A 22,534-nucleotide genomic window follows, 5' to 3' on the forward strand; every position below is an offset into this window, starting at 1 on the left:
CGCGATCTCTAGGATTCGCTTGCGGCACTTTCAGCTCTTGATTTGCGCACGTCGTTCTCGCAGGACCAACTGCACACTTTTGCGCGACATGCTTTCGGCGATCAGTCCGGAGGGTCAGCCAAGACCGCCGAGCTTGCGATAGAGTTCGTAGACATCGGGCTCGGCGTTCCATTCGCCGCCCGTTTCACCCCTGCCGCCTTCGGTCTGCTGCTCATCTTGCGTGGCTTCGTCCCGTGCGGCTCCGCCGTCGCCCTGCGCCGCTTCGTGGTCGCCGTTCGGCTCTTCGCCGCCTTCGCCTCTGCCCTCGTCGCGCTCGCTCTTTTCCGCCTCGCTCTTCACGTCCTCAACTGCGATCGGATAGGGGATCATAGCAAAGGGTATCGCTTCGCGCGGCAGCCCGTTTTCGATCAACCGTGCGATCGCCTGTTGCATCGCCGGGTCGTCCGTCGGCCTCTGGGCGCGCTGGACGGCGGTGGCGCCCGCCGGGCCTGGTGGCTCCGTCTGGTCTTCCGCAACGCTCAGGGCGGCAAGCTCAGCGCCTGCAGCCGTATCGCGGGGGCGGAGCGGGTTTGCGCGGCCCGGCTCCGTGCCATCCGTCTCTGTATGGCTCGCTGCTGCGTCGGCTTCGGCGCTTTCGAGTTCGGGTGCGATCCCTTCGGGTCGGTCGGCGCCTGCAGGTTCTCCCGGCAGGCCGAGCGTATCGCGCACGATCGTCTTCAGCGCGTCCGAAAGCGCGCGGTCCGTACGGCTCTCGTTGCCGCGCGTCGTTGCCCTGTCGTTCTGCAGCTGATCCTCGCCGTCGCGCAGCGGGCCATAGGTGCCGTCTGGCTCCTCGCCTTCGTCGGTGTGGCCAGCCTCGGTGCCCGCATCCGTCCGGGCGGTGCCGTTGCGCAGCTCTGCTTCCTTGGCCTTTGCGGGCAAATCGGTATCGTCAGCCGCGGCGGCAGGGTGCGGCGACGCATTTTCCTCATCATCGACCGCTGCCTTGCCGGTAACAACCTCCGGATCGACGAGTTCGGGGTCGGTGTCGCCATTGATGATGGCGGCCAGGGCTTCGATCTCGGGGCCATCAAGCGAAGGCAGCCTGCCGGGCATCGCTCTCGGTTCTCCCCGCTCTGGCGAAGTCTGAGGCCGAACCGTTGCTGCGTCTTCAGCAGGTGGTGTCGCGTCCATCTCCTCCGATGCGAGACTCGACGTGTCACTCTCGCTGCCGACGCCAAAAGTTTTTTTCAGCGCGGTCTGCAGCATGGCGACCTCGCTTGCAGCCGGTGCGCTGGCGGCGGCCAGATGCAGCGGGATGGCTGGCTGCAGGGATGGGTTGCTGAGGCCGGGCAATGCGGCGCCCATGGAGGGTGGCGCCGCACCATTTCGGATGGCCGGCAGGTCTGCAAGGACACCGACCCGTAGCGCCAGGCTGCGACCGCCCAGTTGCCGCTCAAGCGCCAGGCGTTCCGGCATCGGCATCGATTCAAGAAAGGTGACGAGCCGTCGCACGAAGTCGCGCCCGCCTTCCTGTGGCAGCGGCGGGAATTTCAGGATGCGGGCAAGGTCCTCCATCAGCCGCACAAGCGCGTCCTTGGATAGGATCTCGCGGCCTGCGAGATGCCGGGTCAGCGCGTCGAGGACCTTCTGGATCGCTTCGCCGCGCTGGGCGGCAGTAAGAGGCGCTGCCGGTTGTTGGGGCCGAGCGCTTGCCTCCTCGGCAAGTCCGGTCGCGGTTTTGACCGTGAGAATGGATGTCAGCATTCTGGTCTCCCTCTCGCTTGACCCTCGCGTTGGCGCGCGGCCGTTGACAGCCGGCATCCGCATTTCACGCCGTTCCACGGATCACCTCGACCGTCCGTCGGGCAGGTTGTCACTTCGGTTCGGGCTGGCGCCTCATGCGCGTCTCGGCCAACCGGCCAGACCTGCCGCAGCTAAGGTGCGGATACGGGAATCGGCATGATGCTTCGAGACAGGTTTATGAAATCTTAACCATGCGATGGGGTGCGACGGAGGTCGCAGTGCCTTGTCGCCTGGGCGCGCAAAGACCCGTTGCCGCACGAACCCTTTGCATCGCGACCGATCCGGCGGCAAGATGCACGCTGCAACCGCAGTTGCGCGTGTTACTGCATGTTTCCTTAAATCCTATTCGATTTAAGGATAAAAACATGCAGCAATTCAAAGTGCTACAGCGACCTTTGCGCGTCCAATAAGACGCGCGGCGCTGTAGTCAACGCGTGGCGCTATCCGTGTTGGAGCCATGGAGTTTCGGATGACCGTTCGCCCTCCAAGATCCCCGAACCCCTCCTATTCGGCTGCGGGTGCCCTCAGCGCTCTCGAATACGAATTGCTTTCGGAGCGTGCCGACGCGCTCGGGCGGCATGGCCTCAAGGTCGAAAAGGCGATCGCGGCATTGCAGGCGCTCGAGCGGAATGAAACGACGCCGGAGCTGCGCGAGCGGTTGCTCGACGATGCGGCTGACGCGGTCTGGGCGTTTTTTATCCAGCGCGAGATCTGCGGCCTGCGCGATAGCCGCGACGCTATCCGGCGCTATGGCATACCCAACCAGGTCATGGCCCGGCTGGGTATCGTCCGTCGGAAATGATCAGGCGGCGATAAACGTCTGGCTGGCGAGGCTGTAGCGACCGATCTCGTCGATCCGAACCGGCAGCGGGCGCTCGGCTTCGGCCTCGCGCGCGTCTTGCACGTCTTCCAGATTGTCCTTGGCCTGAAGCGCTTGTAACTCTTTCTGCTGCTCGGCGAGTGTCTCGGTGTCGGTGACGCGAGTCAGGTCACCAGTCAGGCTGTCCAGTTGCAGTTCGTCCAGCGACTTCGCCTCTGCAGCATCTGCAAGACGCTGTATCGCCTTCGTAGCGCCGTTGCTTTGGCCGGTGTTCGCAGACCCCTTGCTGTCGAGAGCCTCGTCCAGCTTCTTGCCCCGGCTGCCCTCGGGGTCCTTGATCGCCTCGATCAGTTCGTTCAGCGAGACATCGATATCCGTCAGCCCCAGCTTCTTTTCGATGTCACGAACGGTTGCCGGTGGCAGGTCCTCGACGATCTTTGACAGTGCGCTGCCAAAGGCGAAATCGGATTTGAAATCCTCTCGCTTCAGGTCGAAGAACTCGCCGACTTCCCGGATGAGCACCATCCGGTTGTTATTGGCATCGTTTCCTGCCTGATTGAAGAAATGATCGTTGATCTTGGTATTGGCTGCCTTCTGGGCGTCGTCCGACTTCACCTGGGCCTTCAGGATCTTGTCGTCCTTGGTGCCTTTCGCCTTTTCGTCCTCTTCCGCCTGGCGCTTCTCGATATCCTTCAGGATCGAGCCGACCAGGTTGGTCGTCGCGGTGGCGTTGGATTGCTGGGTCGGGAGCAGCATCATTTCATTCCGGCAAAGAGTTGCGAGCGTGATGAAACGGTATGATGGCGAGGTTAATTGCTGCTTAACCAGCCTTTCCAAGAAATTGGAGTTGGTAAAGCGGCGCAACGCCGGCGCTGCGCCGCTTGGGCGTGACCTATCGATAGGGCGAGTAGCAGGCGCGATAGACACCCTGATAGGTGAGGAACCGGTTGGTTGCCGGATTGTAGGAGCGGTAGCGCGAAAGGCACCAGCTCACATGCGCGTTGGTGCCGCCGCGAACATAGTTGTCGCGGTAGTAGTAGCGCTCGCGGTAGTAGCGGCGGGGATAATTGTTGTAGTAGCCTCCATAGCCCGGTCCGAAATAGAGGCCGAAGCCCGAGCCACCATAATACGGGCCGCCCCAGCCTCCGCCGTAGTAGCCGGGGCCCCAGCCACCGCCCCATCCGCCACGCCAGCCGTTGGGATACATAACGCCTCCGTATCGCCTGTACGGGTAATATTGGGCCTTTTGGACATCGCCTTGCGCCCTGATTTGAACGTCGTGGCCTGACAGCGGCATGGCCAGGGCAGGCCCGACCGAGGTCATCAGGGAGGCGGCGGCTAAGGCGCAACCGACAACGAAATTCCGAAATCCCGTCATGCTTTCCTCACTTTCCGAAAGGGTTGCTTTCCGGTTGTGTCCCTGCTTCACATTAGGTGTTTTTTTCTTGGTTTATTCATGGCGAAATGGTGCGGATCCGTTCGGCCGATGGCCGGATTTCCACGCCGTCTGCCGTTCGGTATAGAATGCACCGGCGCGTTTGCCATGTCACTGTTATTCTTGCCTATTGCCGTTCGTTGGCATTCACGGAGTATAAGATGCAATTGAAGTTCGGTACCAGCGGTCTGCGCGGCCTGTCCGAGGAGCTGAAAGGCGAGCCGTCTGCACGCTATGCGAAGGCCTTCGCGCGGCACCTGATCGCCTCCGAGCAGGCGAAGGCCGGGGATCCGATCCTGATCGCTCGCGACTTTCGCGATTCCAGTCCTGAAATTGCGGGGGTTTGCGCCGATGCGCTGAAGAGCGAAGGCTTTCGCGTGTTCGATTGCGGCACTGTTCCGACCCCGGCACTGGCGCTTTATGGCCTCGTCCACAAAGCTGCGGGCCTGATGATCACCGGCTCGCATATTCCCGCTGATCGCAACGGCATCAAATTCTACCGGCCCGACGGTGAGATCGACAAGAACGACGAACTGGCGATCAGTTCCATTGCCGACGCCATTGCCGGCGAGGCCGTGCCTTCGGCCGGCTCCGGTGAAGACCATGCGGCGTCGGCCGCAGATCTGTTCCTCCAGCGCAACAGGGACCTGTTGCCACCCGGTTCGCTTGGCGGCTTGCGCATCGGCGTCTATCAGCACAGCACGGTAGCCCGCGATCTGCTCGTCGAGTTGCTGACGCATCTCGGCGCCGAGACGGTCGCTCTCGGCCGATCCGAGGACTTCGTGCCTGTCGATACCGAGGCGGTTTCGCCTAAAACGCTCGCCAAGCTTACCGCCTGGGCGCCTGAACATCGCCTGGATGCGATCGTCTCGGCCGATGGCGACGGTGACCGGCCGCTGGTTGCCGATGAAAAGGGCGCGCCGCTTCGTGGCGACCTGTTGGGCCTCGTCGCCTGCGAGTTCCTCGGTGCCCAGATCGCCGTGACGCCGGTCACCTCCAATTCGGGTCTCGAACGAGCCGAAGGTCTGTCGGTCATCCGCACCCGGGTCGGTTCGCCCTATGTCATCGCCGGAATGGCGCAGGCAGTTGCGGAAGGCGGCACGAAGGTGGCCGGCTTCGAGGCCAATGGCGGCACGTTGACCGCGAGCGACTTCTCCGTCGGCAATGGTGTTCTCAAGGCTTTGCCCACCCGTGACAGCTTCCTGCCGATCCTCGCCGTGCTTGGGCGCGCCGCCGAAGCCCGGATGACCCTCTCGGCGCTGGCCGCGTCCTATCGTCTTCCGGTCGCGCTTAGCGACCGCCTCGAACACTTCCCGGTCGAAACCAGCAGCCGGCTGATGGCGTTTCTGCGCGGTGGGGCGGAGAACCTCGGCGGCTTCCTTGCCGCCGTTGGCCGTCCGGCTGCCGTCAGCGACATCGATGGTCTGCGCGTTACCCTTGCCGATGGTCGAACGATTCATTTCCGCCCGTCCGGCAACGCACCGGAAATGCGCTGCTATGTCGAGGCCGAGACGACAGCAGAGGCGGAATCGCTGCTAGCTCAAGGACTTTCCACAATTCGATCCTGGGCAAAAGTGACGTCAAACTGACCTTTTTCGTGTTCTGACACGAAAACTTCAAAATGCCTGTTGACACTTCGGCTCGGGCCTTTTACATGCCGGTCCGTCGCCCAGATGGCGGAATTGGTAGACGCGCCAGCTTCAGGTGCTGGTACTCGAAAGGGTGTGGAGGTTCGAGTCCTCTTCTGGGCACCATTCCTTTAGCCAAACATTTGTTTTGGTTCGAAAAACCCCGGCTTGCCGGGGTTTTTTCGTTTCTGGCTTTTGGCCTGAACGGCGAGCGACCACCGCAAGTTTGCCTGATGAAAAATGCCCGATTTCCCGAGTTCGAAACCGCGCGGCGGAGCCACGTTCCTGCATAGGGTTTGTGTGCCTGCTAGCGCGCCGCGTGAGCCATTTCTGCAGCGTCTGGTGCATCTGCGCGGTACAGGGTCATTCAGCCAGTAAGGAAGCCGTTGTGGCGGCGCGTCTTGCGATCTGTGGTAGGCTCGCTACTATTCAATCACCCGCTGCGGCGGCGGATTTCGAGCGAGGATCATCCGCGATGGCTGACACGCGTCGCAAGCTGACGACCATCTTCTCCGCTGACGTCCAGGACTATACCCGCCTGATGCGGGCGGACGAGGAGGGTACGCTTGCTACTCTCAAGCGGTACCGGGATGCCATGACGCGCCTGATCGAGGCGCATGACGGCCGGGTCATCAACACCTGGGGGGATGGGCTGATCGCCGATTTCCCCAGTGTCGTCGAGGCGCTGCGCGCGGCGATCGACGCCCAGAACGAGCTGGCCGGTTACAACGCGAGAAGCAAGGACGATGCGCAGATGCTGTTTCGCATCGGCATCAACCTCGGAGATGTGATCACCGAGGACGACGACATCTATGGCGACGGCGTCAACGTTGCCGCTCGCCTGCAGGCGTCCGCCCCTGCCGGCGGCATCGTGATCTCCAACACCGTCTATGACCAGGTGCGCAACAAGATCGCCGTCGGCTTCGAGTTTCTGGGCCAGCTTGAGGTCAAGAACATCGACGGCGGCGTGCCGAGCTATGCCGTGCGCATCGGTGCGTCCGATGACAGCGGGGCGGCTGCGGACCGCCAAGCCGAATGGGGCCGGTCGGCCGAGCAATCCGGCCGATCCGCGACCGTACCGATCGAAGCCGCGGCTGAACCGACGGGCCTGACCGGAAAGCTTATGGGAACGTTGGCGGTCATCGGCGCCGGCCTCGCGGCGCTCAATCTGCTGACCTGGCGCGGCGTGTTCTGGGCCGCATGGCCCCTGCTGGCATTCGCGGTTCTCGCGGCCTTGCGATGGGTGCGGGCAAACAGGAAGATCGACCGGGTCATCGGCACGCTTGCTGTCGCCGGTCTGGCTCTCGTCGCAATCAACCTCCTGTCCTGGCGGGGCGTGTTCTGGGCGGTGTGGCCGTTGCTTGCGATCGCTATTGCTGCTGGCATCCGTTGGGTCATGCGCCAGAGAGATGGCGTCCGGCGTTGACGGCGCGCGCTGCAGGCGCCTCAGGATGATGTCGTCGGTGATTTCAAGGCTGCATCCTCGACGATCGGCCGCGCGCTCAGCACCTCATAGACATCGAGTGCCGTGGCGCGCCCCTTGGCTTGCGCCGATCCGAGCGGCCGGAAGGTGATCGCGTCGGATGCCTGGGCGACGACGGCGCCGCTCGCCATGATCGTCGTGCCGTAGTTCTTGTTCATGCCTTCGAGTCGCGAGGCGACGTTCACCGTGTCGCCCATGGCGGTATATTGCAGCCGTTCCTTCGCGCCGACGCTGCCGACAACGGCGGTGCCAGTGTGGATGCCGAAGCGCGTACGGAACTCCGGCAGGCCCTTCTTGCGCTGCGCTTCGTTGAACGCTTGCAACCGTTCCTCGACTGCCAGCGCGCAACGACAGGCATTCTCCGCATGGCGCTCGTCTGGCGCCGGCGCGTTCCACATGGCAAAGACGGAATCGCCGAGGAACTGGATGATCGTGCCGTCATGGGCATCGACGACCTCGCTGAAGATGTCGAAATATTCCGAAAGCATCGCCACCACTTCTTCCGGCGCGTGGCGTTCGCTCAAGGTGGTGAAATCGTAGATATCGGTGAAAAGTGCCGTGACCTCCTGACGCCAGGCCGCGCGGCCGCTGAACTGGCCGGATTCGATGCCCTTGCGCACCAGTTCCCTCGGCACGTAGAGCGCGAAGGTGAAGATCGCGTCGCGTGCCCGGTTCATCGCCCCGCCGAGCGTGGAGATCTCGCTGACATGCGACGACACGTCGATCGGCGTGGTGAAATCCAGGTCCTGCAGCCGGTTGGCGCTGGCGGTCAACTGGTTGAGCGATTTAGTGATCAGGTGTGCGAGCACCAGCGACGACAGGACGGCGAGCGCCACTACGGCGCCGGATATTGCAAGCCCCTGGATCAGTGCCTTGTTGGCGTCGGCCATGAGTTCGTCGAGCGGGGCGGCGACGACCGCCCGGTGTCCGGTCAGCAGCAGCTCCGATTCGAGCGGTGTCACCATGACCAGATAGGTCCGGTCCCCCACCTCGGCGAAACCGGCCTTTCCAGGCGGTGGCGGGTTGAGGCGGATGCTTTGCACCAGCGGATCGTTCTGCGGCGGGACGATCGGATCGTCCTTGTCCTTGGCCGACATGATGCGTTTCATCATCGTCCGGTCGGAGTGGATGATCGGTCGGCCGACCGCATCGAGGATGAAGGAGACGGATCCCTTCGTCAGCCGTTCGCGCGACAGGAAATCGGTGATGGTGTCGAGAACCACGTCGGCGCCGATGACGATCTTGGGATTGCCGCGGTGCGCCTGCGAGATCGTCATGCCGAGCGCGCCGGTCGTTGCCATCTCGTAAGGGCCGTTCGACACGGCAGCCGTGCCGTCGACGGCCGACTGGTACCAGGGCCGGGTTCGCGGATCGTAGCCCGACGGCGGTAACCGTCGCTCCGACGTCGGTTCGCCCGCCTCGTCCAGGAAGATGACGCGGTTGATCGATTTGCCGCTGGCGTCGCGCTCCATCGAGCGGACAGCCATGGAGGCGCCGCGTGGGGCATCGAGCGCCATGCGCCAGGCGATGTGCTTGAGATCGACCACCTGGAAAAACGCGCCGCTCGGGTAGCCGACATAGACGCCGTCGATATGCGGCGAGCGGCTGATGCCTTCGCGCAGCACGGCCGCCTTGTCGTTCATGCGCTCCGGCGGAGGCACGAGGAAGGAGTTGGCGACCGACGAGACGAGGCTGACAAGCGCCGAGGTGTCGCCGGACAGCACGCCGAGACGATCGACCAGGCGGCCGGCAAAGCCGCGCATGTTGGATTCGGCATCCGCAATCGCGGCGTTGCGTGAGCGGTGATAGTCAAGCCCGACAAGGATGCCGGATACGGCGATCAGCATGGCGACCATCACCAGGCTGAACAGCGAACGCAGCGAACTGTTCCAGTTGTCGCGTATCCTGGTTCCGAGAAAGCCGGACGTCTTGTTGGCCATTGCGTGTCTCTGATCTCGCGCCTGTCCTGGCGATGCTACGTGCTTTTCCCATAGAACACGTTAATCGGGGGCAATGCATTCCCGGCCGTCAGCGAAACGATGAAATCTCCGATGGCGAAGAGCTTATACCAAGCTGGGTCGATATCAGTTGACCGTCACCGGCTTGGAGCGCATCCGTGCGACCGTCTCGCGCTCAGCGCGTTTGCAGCGCATCGGCGGCAGGTCCCGGTCCATCAGGTCCATGTCTTCCAGCACCATGTCGCCCATCTTCTTGAAGGCGCTGTCGAGCGCGCCCGCGCGGTGCGCCGAGCGCAGGAAGCCGGGCAGGCGGCGCACCCTGTGGTCGAGCGGAAGTGGCTCCTGCGGGAAGACGTCGCTGGCGGCAACGATATGCCCGCTTTCGACGGCGGCCATTAGCGCATCGAAATCGACGACGCCGGCGCGGCTGAGCAGGATGAAGGCTGCCCCCGGCCGCATGCTGGCAAAGGCCCTCGCGCCGAGAAAACCCTCATTCTCGCTGGTGACCGATGCGACGACGAAGACGAAATCGCTTTCGGTCAGCACGGTTTCCAGCGATGCCGGTTCGACGCCGTTGTCACGGAGGATAGAGGCCGGCATCCAGGGATCGAAGACGCGGATCCTGGCGCGGAAGCCTGACAGCACCCGGTTGAGCGCCTTGCCCAGGTCTCCGAAGCCGATGATGCCGATGTCCGAGCCGGAGAGCAGTCGCGCCGAGCGATTGCCGTCGCCACCCCAAAGCTCCCGGCCCTCGCGAAAGGCGAGATCGGCGTCGACGATGCCGCGCGCGATGTTGAGGGCCATCGCAAGCCCCATTTCGGCGACCGGCTCGGCAAATACTTGGCCGGTCGTGACGACGTGGACACCGCGTTCGAACAGCACCTCATAAGGCATGTTGTTGATCAGGTTGCTCTCGACATTGAGAATGGCCCGCAGCTTCGGCAGGCGCGCCAAGGTATCGTGGTCGAGCGGCGGTTGGCCGATGATGTAGCGCGCTTGCGACAGCACCTCGTCGCCAAGGCCGGCGATCTCATCCGGATCGGTCTCAACGATGCGGTAGCGCTCGTGCAGTTGCTTCAAGGCGTCGGCTGTGAAGATCAGGTCGAGCGTGCGCGGCGCCGGCACGCTGATGGCGAGCGGTCTCGTGTCGTTGGGCATTGTTCCTCCTCGGTGGAGGCAGAACACCTCCACAGTTCCTTGCCCAATTTTCTAGGAAGTATTCATCGGCTTGCCAAGCCGAACCGGTGCAGGTTGGTATTAGTAGCCGAGCCCGCGCTTCTGCCGGTAGAGTGACGGTGGCAAATCGCTACCCTGGAACACCGGGCCATCGCCGCGGCGGCAGTTGTAGATCGTGTCGTAGCGCGGCCCGCCGCGCGAGCTCGATTCGAACGGATAGTCGCGATCGACAAGTGTCTGCTGGCAGACGACCTTGTCGCCGTTGTCGTTCAGGGGATCCATCGGGCGCACACCGGGCAGGTCCCTATAGTTCTGCGCCAGCGCCGGCACGACCGTGAAGCCAAGCACGAGCGATATGATCGAAAGAGCCGAGGCGGTGCGAGAGGAGGTCATCAATGCGAGCTTTCGAAGGGTGCACCCGCGGCGAGGTGCCATGACACGGTTTCGCCAGGGCCAAACTTGCGCTATAGGCGACACCACTTCCGTTTCATCTGGGGATTTTCGATGGCGAATGCAATACGGTTCCATGAAGGCGATATTTCCGCAGCCGATGCCGCCCGCTACCGGGGCGCGATTGCCGTCGACACGGAAACTCTTGGCCTTGTCCCCCGCCGCGACCGGCTCTGCGTCGTCCAGCTTTCGCCGGGCGACGGCACCGCCGACGTGATCCGTATTGCCGCCGGCCAGAAGGATGCGCCGAACCTCGTCGCCATGCTCGCCGACCCGGCCCGGCAGAAGATTTTCCACTACGGCCGTTTCGATATCGCCGTACTCTTCCACACTTTCGGCGTGACGACGACGCCGGTGTTCTGCACCAAGATCGCCTCGCGTCTGACGCGCACCTACACGGATCGCCACGGGTTGAAGGACAATCTGAAGGAAATGCTCGACGTCGATATTTCCAAGCAGCAGCAGTCCTCCGACTGGGCGGCCGAGACCCTGTCTCCGGCGCAGCTCGAATATGCCGCATCCGACGTGCTGCACCTGCATGCGCTGCGCGAAAAACTGACGGGGCGGCTCTTGCGCGATGGCCGCATGGACCATGCGGATGCCTGCTTCGCCTTCCTGCCGACCCGCTCCAAGCTCGATCTGCTCGGCTGGGACGAGACCGACATTTTCGCCCATAGCTGAACGGGTCATACCAACCTGCGCTGATATTGACCTCTCGCGCCGGAGCGATTTTGGTTTCCGGCAAAGAGACAATCGCAACCGGACCCAAGCGGCGCGGTGAGGAGTGTCGACGCTATCAGGATGCCAAAAGCGCCCGGCCCTTCGGGTGGGCCGTGTATCGGCCACCGGCAGCGTCGCAATCCTCGACCGATGCCAAAGCATCGTCCTGCGGTATGCTCCTTGCCGGATGACCGCACGGTCCCACGCAAGACGTCAATATCAGCGCAAGGTTGGTATCACGGCGTCAGCCAGAGCACGATGGCGTAACGCGCCGCCTTGCCGATCGCCACGAACACCAGGAACAGTGCAAAAGGCATGCGCAACAGCCCGGCGACGAGCGTCAGCGGATCGCCGACCACCGGCAGCCAGGATAAGAGCAGCACCGGCTGGCCATAGCTCGCAAACAGCGTCTCCGCCTTCTGCCGCGCCGCAGGCGAGATCGGGAACCAGCGCCTTCCCTCAAAGCGGATCAGGAACCGCCCAAGCACGAAATTGACGACGGCGCCAAGGACGTTGCCAGCTGTGGCCGCGACGAAAAGGGCGACACGGCCGGTTTCGCCATGAAGTGCGGCGGCGACGATCGCCGCCTCCGACATGCCGAACAGCAGTGTCGCGGAGAGGAAGGCTGCCGAGAAAACGCCAGCGAGAATGCCGAAATCCAGGATCAGCTCCTGTCGGTGTGGCCGAGATCGCGCTCCGGCTCGATGATGTCGCGGATGCGCTGCTTCAATTCTTTCGGTCCGGGAAAACCGCCGTCACGCTTGCGCTCCCAGATCAGTTCGTCATTGACGCGGATCTCGAAATTGCCGCCGGTGCCGGGGATCAGCGCCACTTCACCCAACGATTGGCCGAAGGTCTGCAGCAGCTCCTGTGCCATCCAGCCGGCGCGCAAAAGCCAGTTGCACTGCGTGCAATAAAGGATGGTGATCCGCGGCTTCTCGTCCATCTGGTGGTTCCCGGCTGGTTTGTGCGCGGCAACATACTGCATAACCCCGTAAAACCGGAACCGGTTAAATGAGAAAATTACACAGCAGGTTTCAGGCGTTACACCGTCCCTGGTGCGTCACGCCGACCGCTTGGCGCGGTAGCGGTCGATCTGGAAACAACCGGCGGTCACGCGCCTCTCACGCAATTGTCAACTGATTTAGTCATGTTTTTATCGGTCGCTCCCTTGCAAACGAAAAGACGCCCGGCGAGACATTGCTGCATTGCACATATTGTCGCAGCCACCTCCAAGAGGACCTACCCATGACTGATGCTACCGTCTCGACCTCCCGTCCCCGTGCAATCCTCCCGGCACTGGAAAAGATCTATCTGCCGCTTGATACCTTTGCCGAAACGCTGCTGCGCGTTCTGTGCGGCGTCCTGCTCGTAACCCACGGTTACGGCAAGATCATCAATCCCTTCGGGGCTGTCGGCATGGTCGAAAGCCTCGGCTTCTACCCCGGCGTCTTCTGGTCGCCGCTGCTGGCCGCCACAGAATTCTTCGGCGGCATCCTGATCGCGATCGGCCTTCTCACCCGTCCGGCCTCGGTTGCCGCGATGATCGTGCTGCTCGTCACTGTCTACTTCCATGGCGTTGTGCAGGACCAGGGCCTCGGTGGCGCCGAAAAGTCCATTCTCTGGGCAGCGATCCTGTTCTTCTTCGCCGTTCGCGGCGCCAACAGCCAGTCCGTCGACGCCAAGCTCGGCAAGCAGTTCTGATCGACCTTCGGGCAAGAGTTGATTGAAAAGCGGGGAGGGCGGTCTGACGACCGGCCTCCTCGACGCGTTTCGGGGGTGCGCTCAGGCCCGCTCGGCCGGTGTAACGTTGCGGATGGTCATCCGGTGGACCTTGCCGGAGCGGTCGTGCCAATCGATCGACTGGCCGACGGACAGGCCGATGAGTGCTGCGCCGATCGGCGTCAGCACCGAAATACGCCCAGCCTCGATATCGGCCTCGCCGGGATAGACGAGCGTCACCTGCTTGGCAAAACCATTGTCGGCGTCGAAGGCGACGGTGGATCCCATCTGGACGCTGTCGGCCGGCAGCTTGCCAGGGGTGGTCACCCGCGCCCGTTCGAGTTCGGACAGAAGCGCCTCGGCGACCTCGGGGATGCGGTCGAGAGCGGAGGAGGCAAGCGCCGTCAGACGCTTGTGGTCCTCGGCATTGATGATGATCGCGGGAAGTTTGTTACGGGCGGTGGTCGCCATGATGATAACCTGACGTTCTTGTCGACGGGCCATGGGCGCCGTCATTGCTGATTCTTTCTGGAAAAACGCGGCGCTCGGATCGTGGCATGGGAACGGAGGTTCTCATTTGCCGACGCGAAAGGCTCCCCTGACCCGGAGAGCGCAAGCATCCGGGCTGGGGTCAGGTTCCTGCGATCGGGCACACCCGGAAGCAGCGAAGGGAAGAAATCGCGAGCATCATGATATCAGGAAAGTCGGAAAGTTTGGCACGGAAGTCAAGGCCCGGCTGCGTTGGTCAATGAGCACCATGCCGGTTCTCTCCTCTTGAACCGGGGCGCATGTCGTGATCAATCTTCCGCCCATACGGCAAAGGGAAGGTGATGATGCGGGTACTGGTGGTGGAAAACATGGCGAAGACGGAGCTCGGCCAGGTCGGCACGGCGCTTCGCGAGGTCAAGGCCGAAATCGAGGTTCGCCGTGCCTATGCCGGCGACCCGGTGCCGACTGAACCCGATGGCTTCGATGCGCTGGTCGTGCTCGGCGGCGAGCAGAGTGCGCTCGACGACGAGGCTTTCCCCTATCTCCCGCAACTGGCAGCTCTGATGCGCCGTTTCGGCGACAGCGAGCGTTCCGTGCTCGGCATCTGCCTCGGCAGCCAGCTTTTGGCGCGTGCCTATGGTGCGAAGAACCTGTTGGGCGAAGCCAAAGAATTCGGCTGGCACGATGTGCGGGTGCGTGCCGAGGGGCAGAGCGATCCGGTGCTGGCAAGCGTCGGCGAAAGCTTTCCGATCTTCCAATGGCATGGCGATACCTTCACGCTGCCGGAAGGGGCGGTGCACCTTGCCGAAAACGATGTCACCCGGCATCAGGCGTTTCGCATCGGCCGTGCCGCCTATGGCACGCAATTCCACTTCGAGGCCGACACCGATCTCGTCGAGGATTGGAACCGCTCGTTCCCGCAGACGATCAATCGGCTCGACCCCAACTGGTTGGCAGAGTACCCTGCCCATGCCCGGCATCATGGCGAAAAGGCCAATGCCGCCGGTCTCGCTTTGGCGCGCGCCTGGGTCGCCACCATCAGGCGTGGCGATGCTATTGCCGCAGCGTCGGGCGACGAGGTGCTGGAGGAGGCCTGCTGATGGATAAAACCATTGCTGGCGGCTGCTTCTGCGGACGCATCCGCTATCGGCTGAAACGGCGGCCGATGTTCGTCAACTGCTGCCATTGCACCGATTGCCAGCGACAGGTCGGAAGCGCCTTCGTTGTCAATGGCGTTATCGAGCGTGAGAACATCGAGCTGACGGCAGGCGAACCCATCGTCGTGACGCTGCCGACCGAGAGTGGCCGGCCGCACGATGTCTATCGCTGCGGTGAATGCCAGACGGCGCTCTGGAGCGATTACGGCCGTCGCGGCTGGCTCGCCTTCCTGCGCATTGCAAGCCTCGATCGGCCTTCGGATTTCCCGCCGGATGCCCATATCTTCACGCGCTCGAAGGTCTCCTGGCTATCGCTTCAAGGCGGCGCCCCGGTCTTCGACATCTATTACGACATGGCGGCACTGTGGCCGGCGGAAAGCCTGGCGCGGCGTCAAGCGGCCGAGGCAAGGGCAAAACCGTGAGCGCCAGCGAGCGCGGCAAGATGGCGGCGGGCGATTGGTACTGCTGCCTCGACCCGGAACTCGAGCGGCTGCGTCAGCGCGCGCGTGACGCGGTGCACCAGCACAACACCATGGCACCCGATGCGCGTGGGTCGATGGCGCCGGCGCTTCGGGCGCTGTTCGCGAGCGTTGCCGATGATGTTCTCATCGAAGCGCCGTTTCATTGCTCCTATGGCATCAACATTTCGCTTGGCCCCCGCGTCTATCTCAATGCCGGCTGCACCATGCTGGACAGCGGCCGCATTTTGATCGGCGAAGGTTCGATGCTAGGCCCGGGCGTGCAGATCTATTGCGCCGAGCATCACAAGGACGTGCCGCTCAGGAGCCGTGGCATCGAGATCGCAAGGACGGTCGAGATCGGCAAGGACGTGTGGATCGGCGGCGGCGCCATTCTCGGTGGCGTGACGATCGGCGATGGCGCCATCGTCGGGGCCGGCTCCGTCGTCACGAGAGACGTGGCGGCGGGCGCGACGGTTGTCGGCAACCCGGCGCGGCCTCTGCCGCAATCCGGCAAGTTGTAGTTCAAAAGAGAGGTTTTTGATGGTCGACCAGATGACAACAATCAAGGTGCGTCCGACAACGCCTGCCGACGTGCCGGCGCTCTGCGCCTTCCTCAACGAGATCATCCGGATCGGCGGCACGACTGCCAATGAGACGCCGTTCACACTCGAAAGTTTTACCGCGCACTACCTCGCCGGCCCGGGCTTCGTCAGCTGCTTCGTTGCCGAAGATGTCGACGGCCGCCCTTGCGCGTTCCAGGCACTGGAACGCTACGACGGATTGCCGGAAGGCTGGGCCGATATCGGCACGTTCTCCCGCCCTGATGCCAAGGTGCGCGGCGCCGGCTCGGCGCTCTTTGCGGCCACGAGGGACAATGCCCGTGCGCTGGGCCTCACCGCGATCAACGCCACCATCCGCGCCGACAACACGGGCGGCCTTGCTTATTACGGCAAGATGGGTTTCGTCGATTACAAGGTGGACAAGGCGGTGCCGCTCAAGAGCGGCCTTCCGGTGGATCGCATCTCGAAGCGGTATCTGCTCACTGAGAGCTGAAGACGGCTGGTGGTCGGTGGTGGCCTCGGGTCAAGCCCGAGGATGACGGCGGTCGGGTGTGAGGCTGAACAGAAATCAGCTCTGCTTTGCAGCCTCCCCGTGGGCGACTGCCCCGAGATCCGTTGCTGGCCAGGACCACCTCCCACTGTCATCCTCGGGCTTGACCCGAGGATCCATGGACGAGCTCTGCCCCGCTGCCGGGCCATGCTGACATCTTCACGAACTGCAAAGAGGCGATCGTTATTTCGAGATTTTGCAGGTGGATCCTCGGCTCAAGTCCGAGGACGGAGACGCCGTCAGCGAACGTCTGCAAGCAAGGGCGTGGCGTCAGGCTCTCCCCTTCGCCACGCACGTCATTGGTGTCTGACGCTTATTCGTCGCCCATCTTGAGCGCGGCGATGAAGGCTTCCTGCGGGATCTCCACCTTGCCGAACTGGCGCATGCGCTTCTTGCCGGCCTTCTGTTTTTCCAGAAGCTTGCGCTTGCGGGTGGCGTCGCCGCCGTAGCACTTCGCCGTCACGTCCTTGCGGAGCGCCGAGATGGTCTCGCGGGCAATGACGTTGCCGCCGATCGCCGCCTGGATCGGGATCTTGAACATGTGCTTCGGGATCAGCTCCTTGAGCTTCTCGCACATTTCGCGACCGCGCTTTTCGGCCGCCATCCGGTGCACCATCATCGACAGCGCGTCGACCGGCTCGCCGTTGACGAGGATCGACATCTTCACAAGGTTGCCTTCCTTGTGGTCGGTGATCTGGTAGTCGAACGAGGCATAGCCCTTGGAGATCGACTTCAGGCGGTCGTAGAAGTCGAACACGACTTCGTTGAGCGGCAGGTCGTAGGTCAGCATCGCGCGGGTGCCGACATAGGTCAGCTCGATCTGAATGCCGCGCCGGTCCTGGCAGAGCTTCAGAATGCCGCCGAGATAGTCGTCGGGCGTCAGGATCGTCGCGCGGATCCACGGCTCGTGGATCTCGGCGATCTTGACGACGTCGGGCATGTCGGCCGGGTTGTGCAGCTCGCGCTCCGAACCGTCGGTCATGAACAGCTTGTAGACGACCGAAGGCGCCGTCGCGATCAGGTCGAGGTCGAACTCGCGCTCCAGGCGCTCCTGGATGATTTCAAGGTGCAGGAGCCCGAGGAAGCCGCAGCGGAAACCGAAGCCGAGCGCGGCCGACGATTCCATTTCGAACGAGAACGACGCGTCGTTGAGGCGCAGCTTGCCCATCGCCGAACGCAGGTCCTCGAAATCGGCGGCATCGACCGGGAACAGGCCGCAGAACACCACCGGCTGCGCCGGCTTGAAGCCCGGCAGGGCCTTGGCGGTCGGGCGCTTGTCCTCGGTGATGGTGTCGCCGACGCGGGTATCGGCCACTTCCTTGATCGAAGCGGTGATGAAACCGATCTCGCCCGGGCCGAGCGCGTCCATGGCCACCATCTTCGGCGTCAGCACGCCGACGCGTTCGATCGTGTACTTGGCGTCGGTGCCCATCATGCGGATGGTCATGCCCTTCTTCAGGGTGCCGTCGATGATACGCACGAGAACCATGACGCCGAGATAGGCGTCGTACCAGCTGTCGACCAGCAGCGCCTTCAGCGGTGCGGTATCGCCGCCCTCGCTCTTCGGCGCCGGCAGCTTGGTGACGATCGCTTCGAGAACATCGGGAATGCCGAGGCCCGTCTTGGCCGAGATCAGAACGGCTTCGGAGGCGTCGATGCCGATCACTTCCTCGATCTGTTCCTTGATCCGCTCCGGCTCGGCGGCGGGAAGGTCGATCTTGTTGAGCACGGTGACGAGCTCGTGATTGTTGTCGATCGCCTGGTAGACGTTGGCGAGCGTCTGGGCTTCCACCCCTTGGCTCGCATCGACGACCAGCAGCGAACCTTCGCAGGCCGACAGCGAACGCGAGACTTCATAGGCGAAGTCGACGTGGCCGGGCGTGTCGATGAGGTTCAGCACGTAGGTTTCGCCGTCATTGGCCTTGTAGTGCAGACGCACGGTCTGGGCCTTGATGGTGATGCCGCGCTCGCGCTCGATATCCATGCTGTCGAGCACCTGCTCGGACATTTCCCGCTCGGCAAGGCCGCCCGTCGACTGGATCAGTCGGTCGGCCAGCGTCGATTTGCCGTGGTCGATATGGGCCACGATCGAGAAGTTACGGATATGCGACAGGGGCGTCTTGGAAGATGTTGTGCTCATGGGCCGCATATAGCAGTGCCTTCAAGCCGCGCAAAGCGGGAAATGAAGGCTTCGTTCACTATAAATGAGGGGCTGCGGCGGCTATTCGGTTCTGGCATCCGCGTCGATCAGCGCGCCGGCATTCGGCACCTGCGCGCTCTTCAGTTCGAAGGTCTCGCGCTCGCCGGCGGGTACCTCGTCGCGTTTCCTGAGGCGTATCAGCACGAACAGCGCATAGAGCGCCGCAACGACCATCGCCGCATAGATGAAAGTACGCGGCCCGAACACCGGCGTCAGCAGCGTGACGAGCATCGGCACCAGGGTTGCCGCCGCCGACCAGGCGACCAGCATGGTGCTGGCGAGCGGCACGAAATCCGCCGGATCAGTGCGGTCGTTGGCATGTGCGTTGGCGATGGAATAGACGGTCTCGACCGCACCGGCGAACAGCGCGAAGACCACCATCAGCATGAGAAGATTGCTGAAGGTCGCCGAGAGCGCGAAGAAGCCGGCGGTAACGATCAGCAGGCAGGTGGCGATCAGCACCAGCCGGCGGTCGATCCGGTCTGATAGCGTGCCCATCGGATACTGGATGGCGATCAGCCCGAGCTGCATCACGAACATCAGGTTGGCAACGTCGCCCTGGCTCACCTGATTGGCGGCCGCATAGATCGGCGTGAAGCCCTGTACCACCATCGAAAGACCGCCAGCGGCAAGCACGCCGATGAAGGCGACAGGTGAGCTGCGCCAGACCATCGGGATATCGATGCTGACCTTGGCCGGCGCCGGCGGTGTGGGCAGGCGCGTCAGGCCGATCGGCAGGATGGCAAGTGCCGTGAAGAAGATGGTGATGAGCGGCGGCAGGTTACCGTCGACGGGGATCTGTCCGAACAGCCAGGCGCCGGTGCCAAGCCCGATCACGTAGGCCATGTAGAACATCGCCATCGCCCTGCCGCGCCAGTGGTTGTCGCTCGCATGATTGAGCCAGCTCTGACTGATGATGAAATTGGTGTTTCCGGCAGCACCGTAAAGGCCGCGGGCGAGCACCCAGAGGATCGGGTGCATGCCGAGACTGATCGTCAGCGCCGAAAGGATGACCAGCGCCATCGAGCAGGAAAACGCCCGGGCATGGCCGACGCGGCGGATCATCGGTCCGGCGATCACGCAGCCGACAAGCCCGCCGAAGGCAATCATGGTGACGGCGGCGCCCGGCACCCAGTCCGGCGCATCGGACCGGGTCAGCACGAAAGGCACATAGGCGAGCATCATGCCGTTGCCGATCGCCACAGCCGTCATCGACATGACGATGCTGGCAATCGACGTCAGCGAGGAGGGTTGCTTGTCCATGTCGTGCCGGTCCGTTTCATCAGCCGTGACGGCCTGTTTCGTGAGGTCGTGCTAAATTATTGAGCGGGAACGTTTTTTCGCTCAGGATGCCCGTTGCGGACCTTAGCCGAAAGCGCGTTGTCGCAATGTCGCCAAAGCGGCATTGTCAGCCTTTATTTTCAGTTCCCGAGGTCTTGACTCTATTATATGAGAAATGTAATCTCAAATAATGGAAATCACCGGCGACCCACTCGAACAAGCCATCGGCGAACGCGTCCGTTCGCTGAGGGCCGAGCAGAACCTGACACTTGACGATCTGGCGACGCGGTCCGGCGTCAGCCGGGCCATGATCTCGCGCATCGAGCGCGGCGAGGTGAGCCCGACGGCGCAACTGCTCGCCAAGCTTTGCAGCGCCCTCTCGACTACGCTGTCGGCGCTCTTTGCCTTTGACGGCCAGCAGGCTTCGCCGGTTGCACGGCGCGCCGATCAAAGACTTTGGCGGGATCCGGAATCCGGCTATCTGCGCCGCTCGGTCTCGCCTGATGGTGTCGGCTCGCCGGTCGATATCGTCGAGGTCGAGTTCCCGCCGGGCGCGCGCGTCGTCTTCGAACGCCAACCGGCCGATCGGGGCATTACGCAGCACCTCTGGCTTTTCTCCGGCCGGCTCGAACTGACCATGGAATCCGGGTCGCATGTGCTTGAAGCCGGCGACTGCCTGTTCATGGGGATCGAGCAGGGCCACGTCTTTCACAATCCCCATGATGAGCCGGCTCACTATGCCGTCGTCCTTTGCCGAACCAGGGTTTGACCATGCCTGACATCACGATCCGCCTGCTCAACGAAGCCGAAACCCGTTCCGCCATGCCGGCGCTTGCCGAGGTGCTCTCCGATTGCGTCGAGGGCGGCGCATCCGTCGGTTTCATGCAGCCCTATCCGCCGGAGGCGGCGTTGCCCTACTGGGATGGCGTCGCCAATGCGGTTGCCGCCGATGAAACGCTGCTGATAGTTGCCGAAGACGAGGGGCGGATCGTCGGCACGGTCCAGGTCGGCGTGGCGCAGATGCCCAACCAGCCGCATCGCGGCGATCTGAAGAAGCTGCTCGTCCATCGCGCCGCCCGCGGCAAGGGCGTCGCCCGGCTGCTGATGCAGGCCGTCGAACGGGAGGCGGCGGCACGCGGCAAGGTGCTGCTTGTGCTCGACACGGCAACCGGCAGCGAGGCGGAGGCGATCTATCCACGCCTTGGATGGGAACGCGTCGGCGTCATTCCCGATTACGCCATGTGGCCGGAGGGCGGCCTGTGCGCCACGACGCTTTTCTACAAGCGCATCGCGGCGTAGGGGGATCGCCGCTCCCTCGGATGCCCCTCCTTCAGTGTCGCTGCCCCTCACCCCAGCCCTCTCCCCGCTTGCGGGGAGAGGGGGGACTGGAGTTTGCCGCGCGTCTCCTTCGCCTCGCTTGCGGGGAGAAGGTGGCCGGCAGGCCGGATGAGGGGCGCCCGCTGAGGTAGCCAACGGCCCGAACCCTGCGCTAGCTTGCCGACGCTTCGCTCGCTTCACGAACTCAACCGGGACATTGCCATGCGCGTTTTCTATTCCGAAGATCACAAGCTCCGTGAGGCCAGGACAGAACTCTTCGGTGGCGAACTGGTGGCGCCGTTCGAGGCGCCGTTTCGTGCCGAATGGATTTTGGCGGCGGTGAAGGAGGCTGGCTTTGCCGATGTGGTTGCGCCCACGCATCACGGCCTGGAAACGGCCCTCAAGCTCCACGCGGCCGACTATCTCGACTTTCTCGAAACCGCCTGGGCGCGCTGGGTCGCTGACGGTTATCGCGGCGAAGCGATCCCGACGTGCTTCCCGGCGCGCCGGATGCGCCAGCACCCGCCCAAGGATATCGACGGCGCGCTCGGCTATTACGCCTTTGCCGCGGAAACATCGATCACTGAAGGCACCTACGTCGCCGCGCGCGCGGCGATGAATTGCGCGCTTTCGGCTGCCGAGCATGTGGACGCCGGCAACACGGCCGCCTTTGCGCTTTGCCGCCCGCCCGGCCATCACGCGGCGATCGATCTCTATGGCGGCTACTCCTTCATCAACAACGCCGCCTGCGCCGCCCAGCGGCTACGCGATCTCGGTGCTGCCAGGGTCGCAGTGCTCGATGTCGACTTCCATCATGGCAACGGCACGCAGGACATCTTCTATGGACGCGGCGACGTCTACTTCGCCTCGCTGCATGGCGATCCCGTCGACGCTTTCCCGTACTTTCTCGGCTTTGCCGATGAAGAGGGGGCTGGCGAAGGCCTCGGCACCACGAAGAACTATCCCCTGCCGCGCGGCACGGCCTATTCGGCCTGGTCGGCCGCGATGGACGATGCACTTCATCGCATCGAGACCTTCGGCGCCGAGGCGCTGGTGGTTTCGCTCGGCGTCGACACGTTCGAGCGCGATCCGATTTCGTCGTTCAAGCTGAAGTCGGAGGATTATCTGCGCATGGGCGAGAGGTTGAAGAGGACGGGCCTGCCGGTCGTCGTCTGCATGGAGGGCGGCTACGGTGTGCCCGAAATCGGCCTCAACGTCGCCAATGTGCTCAAGGGCATTGCTACCTGAGCCTACTCCGGCCGTCAGGCAGCCGCAGATTTCTCACGAACCCCTGTTGACCTCAACTTTACTTGAGGTCGTACGAGTGTTCCTGCCCGTCGCC

Annotated in this window: 23 protein-coding genes and 1 tRNA gene; 13 read left to right on the plus strand and 11 right to left on the minus strand. The window is 63.2% G+C overall.

Annotated elements, in window-relative coordinates; translation table 11 throughout:
* Positions 1-114: 114 nt before the first annotated feature.
* Positions 115-1,746, minus strand: coding sequence for a hypothetical protein (locus tag J3R84_RS18850; protein WP_203527310.1), 1,632 nt, complete (start codon positions 1,744-1,746; stop codon positions 115-117).
* A 508-nt stretch (positions 1,747-2,254) separates the two neighbouring features.
* Between J3R84_RS18850 and J3R84_RS18855 the strand changes: the two genes are divergently transcribed.
* The gene (locus J3R84_RS18855; protein WP_203527312.1) at positions 2,255-2,587 is read left to right on the plus strand and encodes a DUF6665 family protein; all 333 of its coding nucleotides are present in this window, start codon (positions 2,255-2,257) and stop codon (positions 2,585-2,587) included.
* Here J3R84_RS18855 and J3R84_RS18860 read toward each other — a convergent pair whose 3' ends face one another.
* Positions 2,588-3,361 carry a hypothetical protein gene (locus J3R84_RS18860; RefSeq protein WP_025425514.1) on the minus strand — a complete coding sequence of 258 codons (774 nt, stop codon included), beginning with the start codon at positions 3,359-3,361 and terminating at the stop codon, positions 2,588-2,590.
* A gap of 136 nt (positions 3,362-3,497) precedes the next feature.
* On the minus strand, positions 3,498-3,983 hold the full coding sequence (locus J3R84_RS18865) for a BA14K family protein (RefSeq protein WP_203527314.1): 486 nt from the start codon (positions 3,981-3,983) through the stop codon (positions 3,498-3,500).
* 218 nt (positions 3,984-4,201) lie between these two features.
* On the opposite strand from J3R84_RS18865, the gene J3R84_RS18870 reads away from it, so the two are divergent.
* The 3 genes from J3R84_RS18870 to J3R84_RS18880 all read left to right on the plus strand — a co-directional run bounded on the left by J3R84_RS18870 (position 4,202) and on the right by J3R84_RS18880 (position 7,094).
* Entirely contained in the window at positions 4,202-5,629 is a 1,428-nt protein-coding gene (locus tag J3R84_RS18870) for a phosphomannomutase (RefSeq protein WP_203527316.1), read from the plus strand.
* A 78-nt stretch (positions 5,630-5,707) separates the two neighbouring features.
* Positions 5,708-5,794 (plus strand) — tRNA-Leu (locus J3R84_RS18875).
* 349 nt (positions 5,795-6,143) lie between these two features.
* Positions 6,144-7,094, plus strand: a complete 951-nt coding sequence (locus J3R84_RS18880; RefSeq protein WP_025425517.1) for an adenylate/guanylate cyclase domain-containing protein — start codon at positions 6,144-6,146, stop codon at positions 7,092-7,094.
* Positions 7,095-7,114: 20 nt separating this feature from the next.
* Here J3R84_RS18880 and J3R84_RS18885 read toward each other — a convergent pair whose 3' ends face one another.
* The 3 genes from J3R84_RS18885 to J3R84_RS18895 all read right to left on the minus strand — a co-directional run bounded on the left by J3R84_RS18885 (position 7,115) and on the right by J3R84_RS18895 (position 10,678).
* Positions 7,115-9,091, minus strand: a complete 1,977-nt coding sequence (locus J3R84_RS18885) for an adenylate/guanylate cyclase domain-containing protein (RefSeq protein WP_203527319.1) — start codon at positions 9,089-9,091, stop codon at positions 7,115-7,117.
* A 144-nt stretch (positions 9,092-9,235) separates the two neighbouring features.
* Positions 9,236-10,267: a hydroxyacid dehydrogenase gene (locus J3R84_RS18890; protein WP_025425519.1), complete on the minus strand. Its 1,032-nt coding sequence runs from the start codon at positions 10,265-10,267 to the stop codon at positions 9,236-9,238.
* A gap of 99 nt (positions 10,268-10,366) precedes the next feature.
* Complete coding sequence (locus J3R84_RS18895) at positions 10,367-10,678, minus strand: hypothetical protein (protein ID WP_025425520.1); 312 nt, start codon at positions 10,676-10,678, stop codon at positions 10,367-10,369.
* A 111-nt stretch (positions 10,679-10,789) separates the two neighbouring features.
* On the opposite strand from J3R84_RS18895, the gene J3R84_RS18900 reads away from it, so the two are divergent.
* Positions 10,790-11,416 (plus strand): ribonuclease D, encoded by a 627-nt coding sequence (locus J3R84_RS18900; protein ID WP_025425521.1) that lies wholly within the window; start codon positions 10,790-10,792, stop codon positions 11,414-11,416.
* A gap of 275 nt (positions 11,417-11,691) precedes the next feature.
* On the opposite strand, the gene J3R84_RS18905 is transcribed toward J3R84_RS18900, so the two are convergent.
* Complete coding sequence (locus J3R84_RS18905) at positions 11,692-12,036, minus strand: YqaA family protein (protein WP_025425522.1); 345 nt, start codon at positions 12,034-12,036, stop codon at positions 11,692-11,694.
* A gap of 83 nt (positions 12,037-12,119) precedes the next feature.
* A complete protein-coding gene (locus J3R84_RS18910) occupies positions 12,120-12,401 on the minus strand; it encodes an Rdx family protein (protein WP_025425523.1) in 282 nt (93 codons plus the stop codon).
* A 302-nt stretch (positions 12,402-12,703) separates the two neighbouring features.
* Between J3R84_RS18910 and J3R84_RS18915 the strand changes: the two genes are divergently transcribed.
* Positions 12,704-13,159 (plus strand): DoxX family protein, encoded by a 456-nt coding sequence (locus tag J3R84_RS18915; protein WP_025425524.1) that lies wholly within the window; start codon positions 12,704-12,706, stop codon positions 13,157-13,159.
* A gap of 81 nt (positions 13,160-13,240) precedes the next feature.
* Here the strand turns inward: J3R84_RS18915 and rnk are convergent, their stop codons facing one another.
* A complete protein-coding gene (gene rnk / locus J3R84_RS18920; protein WP_038576621.1) occupies positions 13,241-13,648 on the minus strand; it encodes a nucleoside diphosphate kinase regulator in 408 nt (135 codons plus the stop codon).
* Positions 13,649-14,010: 362 nt separating this feature from the next.
* On the opposite strand from rnk, the gene J3R84_RS18925 reads away from it, so the two are divergent.
* From J3R84_RS18925 to J3R84_RS18940, 4 genes are read left to right on the plus strand one after another with little or no spacing between them, the layout of a single operon-like run.
* Complete coding sequence (locus tag J3R84_RS18925) at positions 14,011-14,766, plus strand: type 1 glutamine amidotransferase (protein WP_025425526.1); 756 nt, start codon at positions 14,011-14,013, stop codon at positions 14,764-14,766.
* Positions 14,766-15,245: a GFA family protein gene (locus tag J3R84_RS18930; protein WP_025425527.1), complete on the plus strand. Its 480-nt coding sequence runs from the start codon at positions 14,766-14,768 to the stop codon at positions 15,243-15,245. The genes J3R84_RS18925 and J3R84_RS18930 overlap by 1 nt, the downstream gene beginning before the upstream one ends.
* Entirely contained in the window at positions 15,242-15,805 is a 564-nt protein-coding gene (locus tag J3R84_RS18935) for a sugar O-acetyltransferase (protein ID WP_203527321.1), read from the plus strand. The genes J3R84_RS18930 and J3R84_RS18935 overlap by 4 nt, the downstream gene beginning before the upstream one ends.
* 19 nt (positions 15,806-15,824) lie before the next feature.
* Positions 15,825-16,337 carry a GNAT family N-acetyltransferase gene (locus J3R84_RS18940; RefSeq protein WP_225906193.1) on the plus strand — a complete coding sequence of 171 codons (513 nt, stop codon included), beginning with the start codon at positions 15,825-15,827 and terminating at the stop codon, positions 16,335-16,337.
* Positions 16,338-16,707: 370 nt separating this feature from the next.
* On the opposite strand, the gene lepA is transcribed toward J3R84_RS18940, so the two are convergent.
* Together lepA and J3R84_RS18950 are read right to left on the minus strand one after the other, a co-directional pair.
* Complete coding sequence (lepA, locus tag J3R84_RS18945; RefSeq protein ID WP_371412227.1) at positions 16,708-18,534, minus strand: translation elongation factor 4; 1,827 nt, start codon at positions 18,532-18,534, stop codon at positions 16,708-16,710.
* Positions 18,535-18,615: 81 nt separating this feature from the next.
* Positions 18,616-19,857, minus strand: a complete 1,242-nt coding sequence (locus J3R84_RS18950) for an MFS transporter (protein ID WP_025425531.1) — start codon at positions 19,855-19,857, stop codon at positions 18,616-18,618.
* Between the two features lie 208 nt (positions 19,858-20,065).
* Between J3R84_RS18950 and J3R84_RS18955 the strand changes: the two genes are divergently transcribed.
* The 3 genes from J3R84_RS18955 (at position 20,066) to J3R84_RS18965 (ending at position 22,440) form a co-directional block, all read left to right on the plus strand.
* Positions 20,066-20,644 (plus strand): helix-turn-helix domain-containing protein, encoded by a 579-nt coding sequence (locus J3R84_RS18955; RefSeq protein ID WP_203527323.1) that lies wholly within the window; start codon positions 20,066-20,068, stop codon positions 20,642-20,644.
* A gap of 2 nt (positions 20,645-20,646) precedes the next feature.
* Positions 20,647-21,174 (plus strand): GNAT family N-acetyltransferase, encoded by a 528-nt coding sequence (locus tag J3R84_RS18960; protein ID WP_025425533.1) that lies wholly within the window; start codon positions 20,647-20,649, stop codon positions 21,172-21,174.
* 240 nt (positions 21,175-21,414) lie between these two features.
* Complete coding sequence (locus tag J3R84_RS18965; protein WP_025425534.1) at positions 21,415-22,440, plus strand: histone deacetylase family protein; 1,026 nt, start codon at positions 21,415-21,417, stop codon at positions 22,438-22,440.
* Positions 22,441-22,534 lie beyond the last annotated feature (94 nt).

This window comes from Ensifer canadensis (genome assembly GCF_017488845.2).
In the GTDB taxonomy this organism is placed as follows: domain Bacteria; phylum Pseudomonadota; class Alphaproteobacteria; order Rhizobiales; family Rhizobiaceae; genus Ensifer; species Ensifer canadensis.